We start from the raw sequence: 19830 nt of genomic DNA on the forward strand, positions 1-19830 counted from the left end.
ATTGACACACCGCTTTCGCGAGCAAGCCCGCTCCCACATTGGGAACCCATTTCTTCAGTTAATTCGTCAGGAACCTTTGTTGCCTTTTTCATGCGTCGGGTCGTAGACCTTGGTCAGGTCACCCCCCAGACGGAACGTCTTGAACGGCTGCATCCCATGCTTGCGCTCGATCACATCCGGCGCGCAGGTGTAGAGGGTGCAGAAGGGCTCAAGCCAGGCGTATTTCATGTCCTCCTTGAGGTCCTTCATGTCCTGTTCTTTGCCGTTCTTCTGCTCGAAGATCTCCGGGTCTTTCACGCCGGCCAGCACTTTTTCGCCGAGGCGCTTGAGCGCGCTGTTGTTTTCCTGGCGCAGGTCCACACCGTTAACCAGGGCAAAACTGGCGATCATCGACAGCGGCGGCAGGGCGTAGTTGTGGTACGACAACGCCCGCTGCTGACGCTTCAATTCATTCGGCAGGAAGCCCTGGTCATCGACCTGGTTCACGCCGACCTTGTATTCCTTGACGGCCCAATCGAACAGGTCGCGGCGGTTGGTGGCGATGGATGTCGCCATCACCGACCAGGCGGCCCAGTAGGAATGGTTGTTGGTTTTTTCCAACGGCAGGTTGTCCCAGTCGCTCACCACTTGATCGGCCAGTTTGTTGAACCAGGCTTCGATCAGCTGTGCTTCCTGCGGATGGTTGGCCAGCGGGTGCGACTCGGAGAACTTCAGGCGCACATAGGCCGAAGCCATGCTGCCCAGTGCCCATTTGCGCATCGACTTGCCGGTGTGGTTGAAGTCCTTGGACATCAACGCATCAGCCTTGGCCCACGACACCAGCCAGTTCAGCGTACATTCGAGCTGTTCCGGGCGACCATCGCGCATGAACTGCATCACGCGTTTGCTGGTGTCTTTTTCCAGCTTGGTGATGTCGGCGGTGCTGTCGCGAAAGGCCTTTTCCGATTGCACATTCAGGGTCGAACGCGCCTTGTCGGAACCTTCGTACTTGCTGCGAAACTGCAGAGGCCCGGTGTAGGGCGTCGGCATGGTGTCGCAGTTTTCCTTGAAGTCGCCGGTCTTGAACGCTTCGATCGGTGCGAAATAGCCCTGGGGCGGACGCAGCGGGGCGGCGGCGTTGGCTGCGCCAGCGAAGATCGCCAGGCCCAGCAACGATGGAATCAGTAATTTCTGCATAAGTAACCTCATTGCCCCGTTGAAGCGGTCTGTTGACCACCGGCGGGGAATACGTTGCGTGTGCAAATTTTCGCTTCGACTTTCTGCGCGGCAGCGCCCGCTTCAGGGCCCTGCACTTCCACGGCCAGCAAGTTCTGCGAGGCCCAGTCTTCATCGGTGCGCAGTTCAAAGGCGAAACGCCCGTCTGTATCGGATGTTTCGGGTTTCTCGATCTTGATGTCCTCGTGGCGCCCGTTCATGTACCAGAGGGTGGCTTGCAGGGTTTTCACCGACGGGTCGGCGAAGCGGATATCGACCTGATGATTGGCGTTGCGCAGGTCTTTGTTCGAACTGTTAACCATCAATTCGTTCTTGCCGGGTTTCAATGTAGTGCTCGCGGACATCTGCGCCGTCTTGCCCTCGCAACCGTTGTCCAGCAGCGCCATCATCTGGCGGTAGATGGTTTCCTGGTCGAGGCGGTACAGCGGCGAGAACTCCCAGATCAGGATCTTCGGCGGGTTTTTCTGGAATTCTTCGCTGCCCAGGTACTGGATCATCGAGCCTTCCAGGCCACCGCCGGGGAAGGCGACGTTGAGGATGTCGGCACCGATCTCCTCCTGCAGGAAGCCGGCGAAGTTGTAGTTCTTGCCGCTGTGGCTGGTGCCCACCAGCGTGATCTGCGGGTCGCCCGAATCGCCGAACAGGTCGCCATCGCCCGCTTCGCCCTTGGGCTCGGTGGTGAACTGGTCCATGTACTGGATCGCGTAGCTGGTGCCGCACAGTTGCCCGGCCATGTTGTGCAGGGTGCCGGTCTTGCCCATGCGCCCGGAGCGCTTGGTTTCGAATTCGCGCTTGGGAATCCCGGCGTACTCAGGCATCTGCTTGATCTTGGCCGCGACGATTTTCGCCGTGCGCTGGGCACCGTAAGGGGTCCAGTGCTGGTCGCCACGGAAGTAGAAGTCGTGGGCCGGCAATTCATCCGGCAGTTGCTCGTTGGTCAACGGCGACAGGTCCGGTACCACGTAGCCCATCTTGGCGAAACGGCCGAGCATGGTCTTGTAGTTGCCCAGCGCCTTGTCGAAGTCGAACTTGGCTTTCTCTTCGGGGTTGAGCTTGTTGCGGTTCACCAGGCCACGGGTCGGCTGGTAGACCACCACCAGTTCCACGCCCTTGCTCTTGAACGCATCGTGCAACTGTTGCATGCGCTTGTAGCCGGACGGGGTGGTGTCGAATTCGGTCCGCAGGTCTTCCTGGGTACGGAACAGCCAATCGCCCTGGGCTTGCACCAGGGTGGTGAAGTTCTGCTGATAACGCGTGGTGTAGTTCTTCGCGTCATGGGCGGCCGGGCACAGGCTGCAGCAAGGTTCGGCGGTGAAGGTCGGCGCCTTGATTTCGTCGGCGCGCACGCCCTGGCTGGCCGCGAGCAGGCCGAGGGTCAGACCCGAGAGCCTCAGCAGTTTGATCATGTGTGGGTGCATAAGGGTCATCCTCAGTCCTGCAATTCGGTCTGGCGTTCGACAGGGTCGATCAGCACGGCTTTCTGCTGGCGCACCAGCAGGTCGAGAATCTCTTCCTGGCGATCGCCCAGCACGCCGGAGAAGCTGATACCGCTGGTTTTGGTCGGCGCCAGCATCGACACGCGATACAGCTCGACACTCAACGGCGAGTCGATGGACAGCGGCCCGCTGCCGTTACCTGCCAGTTCACCGCCGACCACGATCAGCGACACCTTGGCGTCGAACGGGTCGAGCGCGATGTCGCGGTCGGTGTCGGTCAAATCCTTGATATGGCCGTAGAGCCCGGTCAGGCCGTTGGCCATCGAGGTGTTCTCGTAGAGCTTGATGTTCACGCTGTTACGCACACGAATGCCGTGACGACGATTGGCGATCACCTTGTTGCCCCACAGCAGGTTGTCACCGCTCTCATAGAGGGTGATGCCGTCGGTGTGGTTGCGGTAGAGCTCGTTGTCGGCTACCAGGTTGTTGACGCTGTTACGGTCGAGCACCAGCCCCGAGAGCTTGTTGTCGTAGCTGCGGTTGTTGAAGATGAAGCTGTCGTTCACTTCCCGGGAAATGATGATGCCGTGCTTCTTCTTCGTGCCGTACACGGTGTTGTCCGCGATGATCAGGCCGTGGGAACGGTCGTGGGGGTCAATGCCGTAGACGATGTTGTCTTTGTAGGTGTTGCTCTTGATCACAAAGCCGGTCGTCTCGTAGCAGTAGAAGCCGTACCACATGTCCGAGAACTCGGAATCGATGATCCAGCCGGTCGGCTCCGCGCGCTTGAGCACCTTGGCCATGTTTGGCGTGTACTGGGAGATACTCACCCCGTACGACTTACTGTTGGCGTAGCCGAAACTGGCCATCTTGGTGTTGGAGATGTACGTCTCGGTGCCGCCCCAGGCCAGCAGGAACGGGCGGAATTCCTTGGGCGACTTGAACAGCGCGGGGCCGTTGGCCTTTTCGCTCCAGCCGGTGACTTTGGTGTCACGCACGAACAGCTGGCCGTCGTTGATCAGGAACGAACCGGCTTCCTGGGACAGGCGCAGCTCCTGGGTGTTCTTGTCGATGTCCAGGATGCCCTTGCGCCCGACCACGATCGGCAGCTTGGCCAGGAACACGCCCGGCGAGGTTTCGCTCAGGTACTGCTTGGGCACTTTGCCCAGCAGGTCCTTGAGGTTCATGTAGCCATCGTCGATGAAGATCGCCTGGGGGATGCCGTGCTGGCGCACCACCCATTCGGCCATCTTGTTGTCACCGCCGATGAAGTCCTTGAGGGCGTCTTCCTGCATCATGCGGCGGATGCTGATCTTGCCTGGTTTGGTGCGCACGATCTTCTTCTCGATCGCCGCCGCGGTGTAGCCCGACAGGTCCGGCAGGGCCGGCTTGGCCATTTCCAGCGGCGCGGTCGGCGGGCTGGAAATGGTATAGGTCTTGGCCTGCTGCAGCTCTTTGGCGATGGTCGGCGCTTTAGCCTGCGGCGCGACATCGGCCATGGCGGCGCCGCTTGCCAGCAGCATCGCTGCCGCCAGCAGGGCCGAGCCTTTGAGGGCTTGAGGGTTCATTGCGCAGGCTCCCATCAGAATTTCCAGATCACGTCGACGAACGCGCGATGCATGTAGGAGTCGACGTTGCTGCCATAGGCATCACCTGGCTTGAACACACCGGCACGAAAACGCACCAGGGCCGAAGGCTCGTCGAACGACTGGCTGATTGCTGCCGGCAACAGGCCGGACTTGAAGTACTTGGTGACCACCAGGTCCATCTCCTGGCCCAGGTCTTTCTTGCCGTCTTCAAGCGGCAGGGAAGTGCTGGACAGGATCGCGCCGGTCACGTCGTCGGTGTTGTTTTGCACGGCATCGATGCCGTTGCTGCCCACCGGCTTGTTGCCGTCCACGCGCCAGAACTTGTGGTACACCAGGCTGGCGTCATAGTCCTCGCGCAGCTGCCAGGAACCGAACAGGCTCATGGACTGCATGTTGTTCATCTCGCCACGGAATGCTTCGCCGAAACGGTGCACGCGAGACTGGGTGCCGGTCCAGTTCGAACGGTTGCTTTGCAGGCCGTTCTGCTCGTACTCGGCACTGGCGCGGGCATAGGCCGCGCCCACTTGCCACTGCGGGTCCAGACGCAGGCGCACGCCGAGGTCGGTGGCCCAGCCACTCACATCGTCGCTGCGCTTGGCTTGATCGGGGCGGCTGCCGTCGGCTTTCAAGGCGTTGACCTTGTCTCGGTCGCCCTGCATGCCGGTGATGCTGGCCCAGTAGTTCACAGTGTTGGTGTTGCGCCAGTTGTAGGCGTCGCTGTTGGCTTCGATGCCGAGCCAGGTCAGGTCGCCGTTCGAGCGCTTGTCCAAGGAGTCGGTGGGTTGGCCCGGTTCCGGGTAATCGAGCTTGCCGTTGTCATGGGTGTGATGGCCGCGCAGGCCGATCCACTGGCCCGGCATCCACTGGTAGGACGCGTCGGCGTACAGGTGCTGACGGTCCTTGTCCTGGGGCGACAGTTCCTTGAGGTCGGTGCGGTATTCGCTGAAACGCTCGGCGACGCCGACATTGGCCTTGAGCAGGGTGGTGTCGAAGGTCCAGTTCAGCGCCTCGATGTTGGTGTCGCGCCATTGGCCGTCGTCATTGCGCAGGCGTTGGCGACCCAGCTTGAGAATCTCGCCGGGGTACGGCGTGAAGCCGCTGTAGCCGACCCAGAATTCGCGTAGGGCCAGGTAGTTTTTCTTGGCCTTGCGGTCGTTGTTGGTGGTTTGCTGGTTGGCGTCATCCGCCGATTGTTGCAGGGTGTCGGTCTCGATGATGTCGCTCGATACCACCGCCTGGCCCATGGCGTAGGCGCTCCAGGCGCCACTTTCGCCGTAGACCCAGGGGCGCAGGTCCAGGCCGATGCCGTTGACGTCACCGCCTTTCTGCGTGCCCAGGTCACGGTCATCTTCGGACTGGGCGGTGGCCTTCACTTCCAGGCCGAAGTTCTTGGCTTCGGTCAGGGCGGCCAGGGTCGGGCACGACCACAGCAGGGCAAAAGTCAGGCCGATGCCGGCCTTGACGAATGGATTGAGCTTCATAGGGATTCCTCGCCTTCTTCTTCTTCATCCAGGGCGTGCAGTTGCAGCGTGCTCTGGGCCAGGGTGCCGCGGGCGGCCAGTTCCTGCTGCACCAGGCGTTGGCCTTGCGCGCGTTGTTCCGGCGTGAGCGGGGCTTCGAGCTGCGTGGCCAAGTCATTGGCCTCTGGCGTGTCCTGGGCTTTAGCCAATTGGCTGAAGACATAGGCGTTCAATGGGTCGGGCTTGGTGCCCTTGCCTTGGGAAAACAATTGGGCGATGGCGAAATCGGCACTGTTCTGGCCGTTGCGCGCAGCGGTCAGCAAGTGGTCCAGGGCTTTTTGCGGATAGACCTTGCCCAGGTAGCCGCGGCGGTAGATCTGGCCGAGGTAGTAATCGGCGGCCACTTCCTTGCCGACGGCTTTTTCGAAATGGGCTTCGGCGGCCTTGGCGTCAGCCGGGACCCACTTGCCTTCGTAGTAGAGCTTGCCCAGCAACAGCTCGGCGCGCGGCTGGTCGGCGGCGCGGCCGTTGTCCAGGTACTTCATCATCTGGTCGACGTCGCCCAGTTCCGGGAAGTCGTAGAGCAGTTGCGCCAGGCTGACCCACGATGCCGGGTAGCCAGGGGCGATTTTTTCCAGCAGGGCCTGGGCGGTTTTCTCGTCGGTCTTGCCCAGGGTCGAATCGCCCAGCACACGGGCGACGCTGTCGACACGTTGTGCGGTGACGGTGCCACGGCTGTAGCCGGCTTCCATCTGCTTGAGCAGCTCGGCCTGTTTTTCCGGCTCGGCTTTTTTCTGGTAGACCGTGGCCAGCTCGACATAGCAGATATCGGTGGTGTTCAGCGCCGCTTTGCAGATGCGCTCTACGTCATCCAGATGCTGGTCGTAGGTGTCCTGGGTGCGATACAGCAGCACCTGGGCCAGGCCGGCTTCCGGGTAGCCGGCGGCTTGCCACTGGCTGATCTGCTGCTGGGCGTTGACGTTCGGGAAGCTGTGCGGGTATTGCAGGTACAGCATCGCCAGTGGGATCAGCGTGTTGCCTTCGCCATTGGCAAAGGCCTTTTTCAGCAGGCCTTCGGCTTCATGGTGTTCGGCTTCGGTGCTGCCTGGCTTGGCCACCAGCAGGCGGCCGAGACGGGCCTGGGCGCGTGGCGAGGTTTGCGCCGCCGCACGATAGGTGGCCTCGGCCTGTTTGATCTGCGCCGGATCGCGGGTGCCCACCTGGATATCGGCCAGGCCCACCTGGGCCTCGCTGTAGCCCAGGTCTGCCAGTTGCTGGTAATTCTGCTGGGCGGTGACGGTGTCGCCGCGCTTGAGGGCTTCGTTGGCCAGGCGTTGGTCGGGCAGGCCGGCGCAACCAGCAAGGCTAATCGCCAACGCCAAAGTGCACACCGATCCAATGTGGGAGCGGCGGTTCGACGCTTCGACTTGCTCGCGAAGAGGGCGTGTCAGTTGCTGCATGTGTTGGCTGACACACTGCTTTCGCGAGCAAGCCCGCTCCCACAGGGATAGCGGTGTATTTGAGATAGGAGTCATCACAGGCATGTCCTCGCTTACAGACCGTGAGCCATGGCTTTATCGATCAGCCAGTTCAGCGATGGGCCACGGTCGCTGGTCACTTCCACCGGGCGGCCGGCGTAGGTGCTGTCCAGCGGTGCATCAGGCTTGATCTGCACGCGGATGTCGGAAGACAGGTCGGCGCTGTTCAGGCTGGTGCTGCTGACGATGGTGCCGGTGCGGGTCTGTTCTTCATCGGCGACCTGGAAGGTCACCGGCGTGCCTGGGCGCACGTCGCCGAACTGGCGATAGGAGAAGCGTGCTTCAACGTTGGCCTGGGCACCGCGTGGAACCAGTTGGAAGATCACATCGCCTTTGCTGGCGTACTGACCGTCGGCGACCATTTGCTGGGCAACGATGCAGTCGCACGGCGACGTCAGGGTGCCGGTCATTTGCTTGCCGAACAGCTCTTCAACCTTGGCCGGTTGCAGTTGGTCTTCGTCCAGGTGGCCCTTGAGCACGTCCAGCATGCTGGTGCTGAAGGTTGCCAGTGGCGCGCCTTTGGCCGCGATGGCGTCACCTTTGAGCAGGCTTTGCACGGTGCCGTCGCGTGGCATGGTCACGTTCATGCCCGGTACGCTGACCAGCCCGGCCTGGGCGTGGCTGACGAAATACATGCCGTAGAGGGACTTGAAGACAAAACCGAACGCGGCAAGGCCCACCAGGAAGATCGCCAGGCTGAACGTCACGGCGCGCAGACGGCCAAAGGCGCTCATGTTGCTGCCGCTGTCCTTGTTCTTGCGCGCCTTGGTGAAGTTGTCGCGTTGCAGGGTGGCCAGCACGTCGCCCATGGTCACGATGTCACCGGACAAGTGCGAGGTGATCAGGTGGCGCAGGGTGGAAATATCCTGGGCATCGAGGTTCTGGAACTGGCAACCGGTGCGGCCGGTCTGGCGGTCGTAGGAGCGGATCTGCAACTCCACGTCCATGGCCAGGCCGAGGTTATCGATCACAAACTGCAGGCGGCCCTTGTGCACTTCACCCACGGTCAGCGGCTGCGTGGCGGTGAACGCCAGGCCGCCGGCGGACAGGTCGAGCACGCGTGCTTCGGTCGGCGTGCGGTCAGTGTTGAAGAAGCGCAGCTTGGCCGGGATTTTGACCCGGGCGTGCTGGCGCTGGGCTTCGGATTCGTGGACAACGTTGGCGTTTACTTGGCTATTCATGGTGTGTGTAGTTCCTAGTTAATTCAGGCTTGGCAGGGTCAGACCATCATCAGCAACACGGCAACGAAAATGCTGCCGGCGGAGAAGGTCATGGTCCGAGACGACCAGGTGTTGAACCAACGTTGAAAGCTGGCCAAATCGCGGGTCAGTTTGGTGTCCTGGCGGGTCCAGGACTGTTGATCAAGGCGGAAGAACACGTAGATCTTCACCAGCGCGCCCATGATCTGGTTGTAATAGAGAATCGCCGGGTACGCGGGGCCGATCTTGTGGCCGGAACACGACAGCAGCAGGGTCAGGATCAGGCGGGTGATGCCGATCCACAGCAGGTAGACGAGGATGAACGCGCCGCCGTACTTGAAGGTGGCGATCAGCGCCACGGTCAGGCCGAGCAGGGAGGTCCACATCGACACGCGCTGGTCGAACAGCACCACGCTGGTGAACAGACCCAGGCGGCGTACACCCAGGCCCAGGGCGCGGGAGTTCTGGCGCAGGTTGTTGCCGTACCAGCGGAACATCAGCTTGCGGCTGGCCTTGATAAAGCTCTTTTCCGGCGGGTGTTCCACGGTGTGGATTGCGGCGTCCGGTACGTAGAAAGTGTCGTAGCCCAGGCGCATCAGGCTGAACCAGCTGGACTTGTCATCACCGGTGAGGAACTTGAAGCGGCCCAGGCGCCAGTGTTGCAGCGAGTCGCTTTCCACGTCGGCGATAAAGCCCGGGTCGGTGACGACGCTGGCACGGAACACCGACATGCGACCGGTCATGGTCAGTACGCGCTTGGACAGGGCCATGGAGCACATGTTGATGTGGCGCTGGGCGAAGCGCAGTTTGTGCCACTCGCTCATGATGTAGCCGCCGCGCACTTCGCAGAACTCGTTGGTGGTCAGGCCGCCGACATTGCCGAACAGTTGGAACCACGGCACGGTCTTGCGTACCACGCCTTCGGCGAGCACGGTGTCGCCGTCGATCACGGCAACCACTGCGCGGTCATCCGGCAAGTGGCGCGAGATGGCGCGGAAGCCGAAGGCCAGGCCGTCGCGCTTGCCGGTACCGGCGATACGCACGAAGTCGAGCTTCACATGCTCCGGCGGGTTCATGCGTTCCCACAGGCTTTTCACCAGCAGCTCATCGGACATTTCCACCAGCGAGCACACGACGGTGGTGGGGAAGCCGCACTCGATGGCTTCGCGGATCACCGAGCTGTAGACCTGCGCGGTGGTCAACGCATCGATACGGAAACTGGTGACCATCAGGAACACATGGGACGGGTCGGCGGTCTTGCCCAGTTTGCGCACTTTGCGGCGCAGGTGCGGGTACACCACATACAGGAACAGCATGCCGCGAAAGAAATGCGTAGCACCCATCGAGTAGCGCCAGATACCGACGGCACCAATCAGGAAAATAAAATTCTTCGACTCGGAGTCGAACGTACTCGCCGGCAGCAGCAGGGCGAGTCCCATCAGCAGGCTCAGGAAGAACAACCAGCCGGCGGATTGAAGGAGTACGTGTTTTAACTTGGACATAAGCGTCATCCGAAGGTGAAGAAGGCTCCAGGCTGCAAGCGCTGGGGATTGGTACGCTTGCAGCCCGGAACTTGCCGTTGCTGTTACCAGCAAATGCCTTCGGTGCGACCGCCCGCACTGGTGGCCTTGGACATGAAGCCCACCAGGTCGATCACTTGCTTGCCGTCCGGTGCGTTCTGCGCCAGGGCACGGAACTTCTCATCACGGTTGCCCAGGATGATCACGTCGGAGTTGTTGATCACGTCGTCGAAGTCCGAGTTGAGCAGGGACGACACGTGCGGGATCTTGCCTTCGATGTAGTCTTTGTTCGCGCCGTGCACACGGGCGTACTCGACGTTGCTGTCGTAGATGCTCAGGTCGTAGCCCTTGCCGATCAGCATTTCGGCCAGTTCGACCAGCGGGCTTTCGCGCAGGTCATCGGTACCGGCCTTGAAGCTCAGGCCCAGCAGCGCGACTTTGCGCTTGTCGTGGCTGGACACGATGTCGAAGGCGTTCTGTACCTGAGACTCGTTGCTGCGCATCAGCGAGTTGAGCAATGGCGCTTCCACGTCCAGGGAGCTGGCGCGGTAGGTGAGGGCGCGCACGTCTTTTGGCAGGCACGAACCACCGAAGGCGAAGCCTGGGCGCATGTAGTACTGGGACAGGTTGAGGGTCTTGTCCTGGCAGACCACGTCCATCACTTCGCGACCGTCGACGCCGACAGCCTTGGCGATGTTGCCGATCTCGTTGGCGAAGGTCACCTTGGTGGCGTGCCACACGTTGCAGGTGTACTTGATCATCTCGGCAACGGCGATGTCCTTGCGGATGATCGGTGCGTCGAGTTCTTCGTACAGCGACTGCAGGACATCGCCGGAGGCTGTGTCGAATTCGCCGATGACGGTCATCGGTGGCTGGTCGTAGTCGGCAATGGCGGTGGATTCACGCAGGAACTCCGGGTTGACCGCAACACCGAAGTCGACACCGGCTTTTTTGCCGGAACAGTCTTCAAGGATCGGGATCACCACGTTGGCGACGGTGCCTGGCAGGACGGTGCTGCGTACGACCACGGTGTGGCGGGTGGCTTTGTCACGCAGGACCAGGCCGATCTCGCGGCATACCGCTTCGATGTAGTCGAGTTCCAGGTCGCCGTTTTTCTTGCTCGGCGTACCGACGCAAATCATCGACAGGTCAGTATCGCGAATGGCTTCGGCGAAGTTGGTGGTGCCGCGCAGCCGGCCGGTTTCAATACCCTGGCTCAACAGCTCGCCCAGACCGGGTTCAACGATTGGCGATTTGCCTGCATTGATAAGGTCAATCTTGTCCTTGGAGATGTCTACGCCAACCACTTCGTGGCCGCGGGCAGACAGGCAACCGGCACATACCGCGCCAACGTAACCCAAACCAAATATGCTGATGCGCATCGCATTTACCTCATTGTCATTGAAGACGGTGTTAATCATGCCAATTGATGGCGAGTTCATTTTTGCAAGCGTCACTGAATGCCACGGAAGTTGAGCGAATAGACGCCGACTTACCGCGTACAGGCATGTTAAGTAGTGAGTGACTAACTATTGCACTCAAGTTGTGCGCAACTTGGCCTTGTTATTGGGGCTTGCCCTTAAATGCAGCCGGCCTTCTTGGGGGAAGGTGCCGACGCCAGTGCCGCAAGGTGCAGATAGAGGCTAAGAGCCTTTAAGTATCAACACCTTGGGTGTCATCACTGACACATTTTGGGTAAGCGCTACCTTGGCCTTCGGGATAGCAATTGATCCTTATCGCCGCCCTCAACTCATCTCATTCGATGATGTGACCCGTGAGTCAAAGTTGATGGGGCAACTTGGCTGCTTCCTTGGGTCGCTATGTAAGTCATCTCTTACAGAAACAGAGAATTTCGTTACCGGTGGTATGAGCCGTGCGTTCAGACGAAGTTCCTGGCCGCTCATCCTGTTTGCGGAAATTTTTTGAAATATTGGCTGAGATGGCACTAATACTATATTGATAGCACTTGCAATTTGGGCCAGTAGTTACAGGTAGTTGGCGCGAAGGGATAGTTTTGTGCCACTAGTGTTTAAAAAAAGTGGTGCCACTACGAAAAAAACCGGCGGATGTCGAGTGAAAGAATTGTTAGATGTGCTTCATGATGTTTTTTGACGTCAAAGATATGACGTTTCATGAGTTTAACGCGGGCAAAAATGTGGGAGCGGGCTTGCTCGCGAAAGCGGAGTCTCAGTCGCTACATGTGTGACTGAAAATCCGCTTTCGCGAGCAAGCCCGCTCCCACAGTAGCCTTCATCGTCTGGAAAAAAGCAGGTAAGGCCTTATTCCGGTGCGTGATCGCGCAGGAACACCAGGTTGTCCGGCTTGGACTGCTGCGCATCGAAGCGATAGCCCTGCGCATCAAAGGCCTTGAGCTTGGCCGGGTCGTTGATGCGCTCCTGGATGACAAAGCGGCTCATCATGCCCCGCGCCTTTTTGGCGTAGAAGCTGATGATCTTGTACTGGCCGTTCTTGAGGTCCTTGAACTCGGTGTTGATGATGCGTGCATTAAGCGCCGTGCGCTTGACCGCCGAGAAGTACTCGTTGGACGCCAGGTTCAGCAGCACGTCGTCACCCTGTTCGGCCAGCGCTTCGTTCAGCCACTCGCTGATGCGCGTGCCCCAGAACGCATACAAATCCTTGCCCCTGGGGTTGGCGAGCTTGGTGCCCATCTCCAGGCGGTACGGCATCATCAGGTCCAGGGGGCGCAGCAGGCCATACAGGCCGGAGAGCATGCGCAGGTGGTCCTGGGCGTAAGTGAAATCGGCATCGCTGAAGGTCTCGGCATTCAGGCCGGTGTACACATCACCTTTGAACGCCAACAGCGCCTGCTTGGCATTGGCCGGCGTGAACGCCGGGGTCCAGCTGCCGAAGCGCGCGGCGTTGAGGCCGCCGATCTTGTCGGAGACGTGCATCAAGTCGCTGATCTGCGCCGGGCTGAGCTCCCGCAACTGCTCGATCAGTTGCTGGGAATGGTCCAGGTACTGCGGCTGGGTGAAGCGCTGGGTCGTGGGCGCAGTCTCGAAATCGAGGGTCTTGGCGGGGGAAATCACCATCAACATGAAGTCGTTTCCTTAAATCGTGGCGTGTAACGTGAGCGCGATTCTAGGGGCATGGGCGTTTTGACTCCACCTATGATGGCGATAGGCATGATCCGCTATAGTGGCCAACGACTCTGGAGAAGGAGACCCTGTGTGCGAATCGCGCTTTTATTATCGGCATGCCTGCTGTGCCTGAATGCCCAGGCTGCGCCAGTGGACGTGGCCAGCCTCGACCGTGGCACCTGGCCCGAGCAGCTCGGCACGCCAGCGCTGTTCGATGTGGCTTCGCGCGCGGAAATCCTGATGTTCGCCCGCAGCCTGCTGGCCAGCGAGGCCTTGGACGACGCGGCGCTCAAACAGCGCCTGGGCTTGAAGATCATCAACCGGGCCGCCATCGAAGACCTGCGCCGCCAGCTCTGGCAGCGCTTGCTGGAAAACTACAGCTTTGCCCAGGAAAGCTGCGAGGTCGATGCTTCGTTCTGCTATCTGGTCGAAAGCATGGACGACCTGCGCGAGCAGGCCGGTAAGTTCGAAGTGGGCGAGGACTCTTTCTATATAGGCTGGGCTGCGCCGAGCCATACGTTTCATGAGCGCTATCTGGACGAGCTGCTGCGCAAGGCCGCGCTGTTCCCGCAGATCAGCAGCGAAGTCGCGCGTTTCGGCGAGCATGAGCGCAATGGCGACGAATTCAACGACCGCCTGTTCCTCCTGACATTTGACGGCGGTCCCGCGCCGGTCAGCGGCAACACCGACTGGCTCACCGATTACCTGCACAAGCAAAAGATGAACGCCACGTTCTTTGCCCTCGGCAGCAGCCTGCAAACCCGCGTGGAACGTAGTTCGGTTGCGCAGGTGCAGGCGTTGTACCAGGGCCAGTGCGTGGGCACCCAGGGCTGGCAATATCGCTCCCACAGCCACTGGGTGGATTGGCAGGGCTCCGTCACCCGCAGCGCCTCGCTGGTGCAAAACCTGATGCCGGAGAATTACGTGCCGCTGTTCCGTCCGCCCTACGGCCAGCGCCGCGCCGACAGCCAGGGTTTTTTCCAGGCCCAAGGCTTGCAGGTGGCGCTGTGGGACATCGATTCCCAGGACGAGCCGGGCAAGCTCAAGGCCCAAGAGTCGGCGCAACGCGTGCTTACATTGATGCTGCTGTGGCGCAAGGGCGTGATTGTGTTTCACGACACCCAGGACAAGGCACGAGTCGCTTTGCCGATCTTGTTGCAGGCGACGGCGCAGAGTGGGCTGGGTTGGCAGGACTGCCGGGAGGCGTTTCGCTGAAGTGCCCGGCCCTGTTGGGTACGGGGGATTTTCGGGGTGATTTTGCGCGACATTTCGATGCAGGCGGACTTCCGACTTTAGCGGGCTGCCTGGCACTCGGCTAGTGCTATTCGTCATCCTGAAAAATAAACTTCAAAAAAACGTCAAAGTGCTTTTTCCTGTCATGGGTTTTGCGGTATTACGAAGTCAGATCGCCGAAACCTGCAACACAGGTGGCGTCTTCCAAGACTCCTGCTGTGGGCAATGCACTTGACGTCACTCAGGTGTGTTCGGTGGTCGATTCGAGGCGCAGCACCGCCCAGGTATTGCGTCGAATGGCTCCCACAAAGGTGACCGAGTATGGATGATCATGGACGTAACCCTTCTTCCGACCAGCCAATCCTTTATGTGCTTGATACCAACGTACTGATCCACGATCCAAACGCACTGCTTAACTTCGAAGAACACCACGTCGCCATCCCCATGATCGTGCTTGAGGAACTCGACAAGCTCAAAAGCGGCCATCACAGCGTGGCCGCCGAATGCCGCCAGGCCATCCGCCTGATCGACAAGACACTGGGCGAAGCGTCGCCGGAGGATGTCGAGGTCGGCGTACCGATCCAGCGTGGCAAGAGCGGGCCCAAGGGCTTGCTGTCGATTCTGATGAGCAAGCGCAGCGAGCCCAACAGCCTGCTGCCGGAAAACCTCAACGACAACAAAATCATCAACCAATTGATCGACCTGCACGCGCGCGACAAGGACCTGCGCCTGGTGCTGGTGACCAAAGACATCAATATGCGCCTCAAGGCCCGCGCGTGTGGGATCGCCGCCGAGGACTACAGCACCGACCAACTGGTCGACGACGTCTCGATGCTGTCGCGTGGTTATCACACCGTGACAGGCTCGTTCTGGGACCTGGTCAGCAAGGTGGAAACCCGTCAGGATCATGGCCGCACCTGGCACCAGGTACAGCTGATCGACAACCTGCCGGCTGTGCACATCAATGAATTCATTATCGATGAACAAGGCTTTGTCGGCTGGATCAAGGAAATCCAGGTCGACAAGCTGCTGATCCTCGACCTGCATCAGGAACCCCTGTTGCACCAGGAAGCCTGGGGCCTGAAACCGCGTGATATCTACCAGAGCCTGGCGCTGTATGCGCTGCTCGATCCGGACATCCACCTGGTCAACCTGACCGGCGCCGCGGGCTCGGGTAAAACCATCCTCGCCCTGGCCGCCGCCATCGAGCAGACCATGGTCACCAAGCGCTATCGCCGCATCATCGCCACCCGCAGCGTGCAGGGCCTGGACCAGGAAATCGGCTTTTTGCCCGGCACCGAAGCGGAAAAAATGGAGCCGTGGCTGGGCGCGATCACCGATAACCTCGAAGCCTTGCACATGGATGACGAAAACACCCATGGCAGTGTCGACTACATCCTCAGCAAAGTGCCGTTGCAGTTCAAATCCCTCAACTACATCCGAGGCCGCAGCTTCCAGCAGAGCCTGATCCTGATCGATGAATGCCAGAACCTGACCCCGCATCAGATGAAAACCATCATCACCCGTGCCGGCGCCGGTTCCAAAGTGGTGTGCCTGGGCAACCTGGCACAGATCGACACCCCTTACCTGTCCGCGACCAGCTCCGGGCTGACCTACCTGACGGAACGCTTCAAAGACTTCCCGAACGGCGTGCATATTGCGCTGCAAGGGGTACCTCGCTCGATTCTGGCCGAATACGCCGAGTCTCACTTGTAAAACGCGGTCATTGTGGGAGCGGGCTTGCTCGCGAATGCGGAGTGACAGTCGATCAATCCGGCGGCTGACACACCGCATTCGCGAGCAAGCCCGCTCCCACATAGGCCTTGCTGCCACATTTAATCCTGGTTGGGTTTACAATCGCTGCTCCTGATCAGGAGTATCCCTGTGCTGACTCATCTCGATTCCCAAGGTCGCGCCCATATGGTCGACGTCACCGACAAGTCCGTGACGTTCCGTGAGGCGGTGGCCGAAGCGCGGGTGCGCATGTTGCCCGAAACCCTGCAAATGATTGTCGACGGCGCCCACCCCAAGGGTGACGTATTCGCCGTGGCCCGCATTGCCGGGATCCAGGCGGCGAAAAAAACCAGCGACCTGATCCCCCTGTGCCATCCGCTGATGTTGACCGGCGTCAAGGTCGAACTCCGCGCCGACGGTGCAGACTCGGTGCACATCCTGGCGCGCTGCAAACTCTCCGGCCAGACCGGCGTGGAAATGGAAGCGTTGACCGCCGCCAGCGTCGCGGCATTGACCATCTATGACATGTGCAAGGCCGTGGACCGTGGCATGACCATCGAAAGCATTCGCCTGCTTGAAAAACTGGGCGGTAAAAGCGGGCACTTCAAGGCGGAGCAGGCATGAGCATCAACGTATTGTTTTTTGCGCGTTACAGCGAAGCGGTGGGCCTGGATTCCCTGGAAGTGGAAGGCGAGTTCGCAACCGTTGATGCAGTGCGCCAAGCGTTGGCGGGTGATGAAGGGTTCGAAGTGCTCAAGGAATCCAGCTTGATGTGCGCCCGCAATCAAGAACTCTGTAGCCTTGATGAGCCCTTGCAGGCCGGCGATGAAGTCGCTTTCTTCCCGCCCGTGACCGGAGGCTGAGCATGGCCATCCGTGTGCAGGTCGAAGCGTTTGATCCCGGTGCCGAAGTCAACGCGATGCACGCGGCCAATGTCGGCGTAGGCGCGGTGGTGAGTTTTGTCGGGTATGTGCGCGACTTCAACGAAGGTCGCGACGTGTCGGGGATGTTCCTGGAGCACTATCCCGGCATGACCGAAAAGGCCCTAGCCAAGATCGCCGTGGAAGCCGAGCAGCGCTGGCCGTTGCTCAAGCTGGAAGTGTTGCACCGCATCGGCGCGTTGGAGCCGGGGGAGCCAATCGTGTTTGTCGCGGCCGCCAGTGCACACCGGCAGGCGGCATTTGATGCCTGCGCGTTTGTGATGGACTACCTGAAGACGCGGGCGCCGTTTTGGAAGAAGGAAAATACCCCTGAAGGCCCACGCTGGGTGGAAGGGCGGGGCAGCGACCATGCCGCCGCTGATCGCTGGAAATAATCGGCCCAACATAGAACCCAATGTGGGAGCGGGCTTGCTCGCGAAAGCGGAGTGTCAGTCGATACATGCATGACTGATACACCGCTTTCGCGAGCAAGCCCGCTCCCACAGTTTTGACCGCATTCCAATCGTTAAGGGCGTTTGCGCTCCACGGCCCGCAACAAATGCGTCGAAGGCGTCTCGCAACTGATCTTGCGCCCCAGCAGCGTCTCGATCGACGGCAGCTGGTACGAATCATCTTCCCCGGCAAAACTGATCGACACACCCGCCGCGCCGGCACGGCCGGTACGGCCAATGCGGTGAACGTAGTCGTCCGGCACTTCCGGCAGGGTGAAGTTGATCACGTGGCTGATGCCGTCGATGTGAATCCCGCGCCCGGCCACGTCGGTGGCCACCAGCACGCGGATCTTGCCTTCGCGAAAGCCTTCCAGGGTCTTGATGCGCTTGTGCTGCGGCACATCGCCGGACAGTTGCGCGGCGTTAACACCGTCGCGCACCAGGCGCTCTTCGATGCGGCGTACTTCGTCCTTGCGGTTGGCGAACACCATCACGCGTTCCCAGCCGTTGTCGTTGATCAGGTTGTAGAGCAGCTTGTACTTGTCGGCACCGGCCACGGCGTAGATGTGTTGCTCGACGTTTTCGCTGGCGACGTGGAGCGCTTCGATCTCGACGATGGACGGGTCGGTGGTCCATTGCTTGGCCAGGTTCATCACGTCTTCGGTGAAGGTCGCCGAGAACAGCAGGGTCTGGCGCTCGGCTTTTGGCGGGGTCTGGCGGATGATCTGGCGCACTTGCGGGATGAAACCCATGTCGAGCATGCGGTCGGCTTCGTCCAGCACCATCACTTCGACCATGTCCAGGTGCACGTCGCCGCGCTGGTTGAAGTCCAGCAGGCGGCCCGGGGTGGCGACCAGGATGTCGCAATGGCGGGCTTCGAGGTGCTTGAGCTGCTTGTCGAAGTCCATGCCGCCAACGAAGGTCATCACGTTGAGGCCGGTGTACTTGGTCAGGTCGGCGGCGTCCTTGGCGATCTGCACCACCAGCTCCCGGGTCGGGGCGATGATCAGTGCACGCGGCTCACCCATGTAGCGTTCTTTCGGCGGCGGCGTCTGCAGCAGTTGGGTGATGATCGAGATCAGGAACGCGGCGGTCTTGCCGGTGCCGGTCTGGGCGCGGCCGATGGCGTCCTTGCCGGCAAGGGTGAAGCCGAGCACCTGCGCCTGGATCGGCGTGCAGTACGGAAAACCCAGGTCCTGGATGGCGTGCATCAGTTCCGGGGCCAGGTCGAAGTCGTGGAAGCGGGTCTTGCCTTCCTGGGGCTCGACGACGAAGTCTTCGAGTTTCCATGGGATGACGACCGGCTTTGGGGCACGTTCGCGGCGCGGCTTTGGCGCGACTGGTGCGGCAGTGGCCTCAAGCGGTTTTGCCTGTTCAGGCGCGGTCACCTTCGGCTGGGCAACAGGAGCTGTCCTGGCGGGCTGTTTGCCGTCATTGCGGCTGCCGGTTGGCGGGACAGGAGCACTGGGAACTGGCGCGAGCGGCTCAGCCTCGCTTTTGCCGAACATCTTCTTGAGTGCTTTGAGCACGGTCATCTCATCAATTGGTTAAGGAATGTACGCCGGCCAGTGTAATGCAAGAATCGGGCGCGGCGTAGTGCGTCTGTCATACGGCTACAAAAACGCCCGGTTCAGCCCAGGCGCGCGGTCAACCAGGCGCCGATATCGCGTATCTCCTCGGGTAACACTTCGTGACCCATTGGGTATTCCTGCCATGTCACGGTGACACCACGGCTCTTCAAGTGCTCGAAGGCGCTGCGGCCCATGGCGTTCTGAACCACCTCGTCGTACTGGCCGTGCAGGCACAGCGTCGGAATGCGCTGCTGGCTGGCGGATAACTCCAGCTCATTATCGAAGGTTGGCGCGTAGGTGGAGAGGGCGATCACGCCACCCAACGGGCCTTCCCAATTCAGGAAGGCGGTGTGGAAGACCACGGCGCCGCCTTGGGAAAACCCCGCGAGGAAAATCCGCGAAGCGTCTATTCCGGTTCTCTTCTGCGCTTCGATCAGGTCCGTCACCATCTTTGCCGACACTTCCAGCTCTTCCAGGCTGATCGAACGGGCCGGGCTCATGGCCTTAATGTCGTACCAGCTGGGCATCTCGTAGCCGCCATTGATGGTCACCGGCCGGGTCGGTGCCTGGGGCAGAACGAAGCGGGTGGTCAGCAAGCTTTCCTGCAGCGCTTCGGCCACCGGCAGGAAGTCGTAGCGATCGGCACCCAGGCCATGCAACCAGATTACGCAGGCGTCTGCGGGCTTGGCGGGCTGAAGAATCAAGGGTTCGGTCATGTCTGCTCCATTAATGTGCGCGCGCTCCGATTGGGTGCGTCGGGACGGTGCGCCTTTGGCTGATCTGTTAAGATAATGTCGCAAGGCTGAATCTTTTGGGCTTGATCATGGGCTGAAACCGCTCAGCCATCACTCTGGTACGCGCC

At 60.5% G+C, this 19830-nt stretch carries 16 protein-coding genes; 5 read left to right on the forward strand and 11 right to left on the reverse strand.

Translation table 11 applies throughout. The features are described from left to right. Positions 1-66: 66 nt before the first annotated feature. From H0Z09_RS06230 to yaaA, 9 genes are all read right to left on the reverse strand, one after another. The gene (locus H0Z09_RS06230) at positions 67-1176 is read right to left on the reverse strand and encodes a mannuronate-specific alginate lyase (protein ID WP_186688480.1); all 1110 of its coding nucleotides are present in this window, start codon (positions 1174-1176) and stop codon (positions 67-69) included. Between the two features lie 8 nt (positions 1177-1184). Further along, positions 1185-2633 carry an alginate O-acetyltransferase gene (locus tag H0Z09_RS06235; protein WP_186688482.1) on the reverse strand — a complete coding sequence of 483 codons (1449 nt, stop codon included), beginning with the start codon at positions 2631-2633 and terminating at the stop codon, positions 1185-1187. Between the two features lie 11 nt (positions 2634-2644). Beyond that, positions 2645-4234 carry a mannuronan 5-epimerase AlgG gene (gene algG, locus H0Z09_RS06240; RefSeq protein WP_186688485.1) on the reverse strand — a complete coding sequence of 530 codons (1590 nt, stop codon included), beginning with the start codon at positions 4232-4234 and terminating at the stop codon, positions 2645-2647. Further along, positions 4234-5721 carry an alginate export family protein gene (locus tag H0Z09_RS06245; RefSeq protein ID WP_186688487.1) on the reverse strand — a complete coding sequence of 496 codons (1488 nt, stop codon included), beginning with the start codon at positions 5719-5721 and terminating at the stop codon, positions 4234-4236. The genes algG and H0Z09_RS06245 overlap by 1 nt, the downstream gene beginning before the upstream one ends. Then, positions 5718-7235 (reverse strand): alginate biosynthesis TPR repeat lipoprotein AlgK, encoded by a 1518-nt coding sequence (gene algK / locus H0Z09_RS06250; RefSeq protein ID WP_189672075.1) that lies wholly within the window; start codon positions 7233-7235, stop codon positions 5718-5720. The genes H0Z09_RS06245 and algK overlap by 4 nt, the downstream gene beginning before the upstream one ends. 17 nt (positions 7236-7252) lie before the next feature. Beyond that, positions 7253-8419 (reverse strand): alginate biosynthesis protein Alg44, encoded by a 1167-nt coding sequence (locus H0Z09_RS06255; protein ID WP_076951267.1) that lies wholly within the window; start codon positions 8417-8419, stop codon positions 7253-7255. A gap of 38 nt (positions 8420-8457) precedes the next feature. Continuing rightward, positions 8458-9939, reverse strand: a complete 1482-nt coding sequence (gene alg8 / locus H0Z09_RS06260; protein WP_186688489.1) for a mannuronan synthase — start codon at positions 9937-9939, stop codon at positions 8458-8460. A gap of 83 nt (positions 9940-10022) precedes the next feature. Beyond that, entirely contained in the window at positions 10023-11339 is a 1317-nt protein-coding gene (locus H0Z09_RS06265) for a nucleotide sugar dehydrogenase (RefSeq protein ID WP_186688491.1), read from the reverse strand. A gap of 897 nt (positions 11340-12236) precedes the next feature. Then, positions 12237-13016 (reverse strand): peroxide stress protein YaaA, encoded by a 780-nt coding sequence (yaaA, locus tag H0Z09_RS06270; protein WP_186688493.1) that lies wholly within the window; start codon positions 13014-13016, stop codon positions 12237-12239. A gap of 132 nt (positions 13017-13148) precedes the next feature. On the opposite strand from yaaA, the gene H0Z09_RS06275 reads away from it, so the two are divergent. The 5 genes from H0Z09_RS06275 to moaE all read left to right on the forward strand — a co-directional run bounded on the left by H0Z09_RS06275 (position 13149) and on the right by moaE (position 17340). Beyond that, entirely contained in the window at positions 13149-14273 is a 1125-nt protein-coding gene (locus H0Z09_RS06275) for a polysaccharide deacetylase family protein (RefSeq protein WP_186688495.1), read from the forward strand. 339 nt (positions 14274-14612) lie between these two features. Beyond that, positions 14613-16007, forward strand: a complete 1395-nt coding sequence (locus tag H0Z09_RS06280) for a PhoH family protein (RefSeq protein ID WP_012722339.1) — start codon at positions 14613-14615, stop codon at positions 16005-16007. A gap of 168 nt (positions 16008-16175) precedes the next feature. Then, a complete protein-coding gene (moaC, locus tag H0Z09_RS06285; protein WP_186688497.1) occupies positions 16176-16649 on the forward strand; it encodes a cyclic pyranopterin monophosphate synthase MoaC in 474 nt (157 codons plus the stop codon). Further along, positions 16646-16888 carry a molybdopterin converting factor subunit 1 gene (gene moaD, locus H0Z09_RS06290; protein WP_186688508.1) on the forward strand — a complete coding sequence of 81 codons (243 nt, stop codon included), beginning with the start codon at positions 16646-16648 and terminating at the stop codon, positions 16886-16888. The genes moaC and moaD overlap by 4 nt, the downstream gene beginning before the upstream one ends. A 2-nt stretch (positions 16889-16890) precedes the next feature. Further along, positions 16891-17340, forward strand: coding sequence for a molybdopterin synthase catalytic subunit MoaE (moaE, locus tag H0Z09_RS06295; RefSeq protein WP_186688511.1), 450 nt, complete (start codon positions 16891-16893; stop codon positions 17338-17340). A 131-nt stretch (positions 17341-17471) separates the two neighbouring features. Here the strand turns inward: moaE and rhlB are convergent, their stop codons facing one another. Both rhlB and H0Z09_RS06305 read right to left on the reverse strand, forming a co-directional pair. After that, entirely contained in the window at positions 17472-18932 is a 1461-nt protein-coding gene (gene rhlB, locus H0Z09_RS06300; protein WP_186688514.1) for an ATP-dependent RNA helicase RhlB, read from the reverse strand. Positions 18933-19027: 95 nt separating this feature from the next. Next, the gene (locus tag H0Z09_RS06305) at positions 19028-19684 is read right to left on the reverse strand and encodes an alpha/beta hydrolase (protein ID WP_186688516.1); all 657 of its coding nucleotides are present in this window, start codon (positions 19682-19684) and stop codon (positions 19028-19030) included. Positions 19685-19830 lie beyond the last annotated feature (146 nt).

The sequence above is a fragment of the Pseudomonas sp. SWRI18 genome, from assembly GCF_014268345.1.
Classification (GTDB): Bacteria; Pseudomonadota; Gammaproteobacteria; order Pseudomonadales; family Pseudomonadaceae; genus Aquipseudomonas; species Aquipseudomonas cedrina.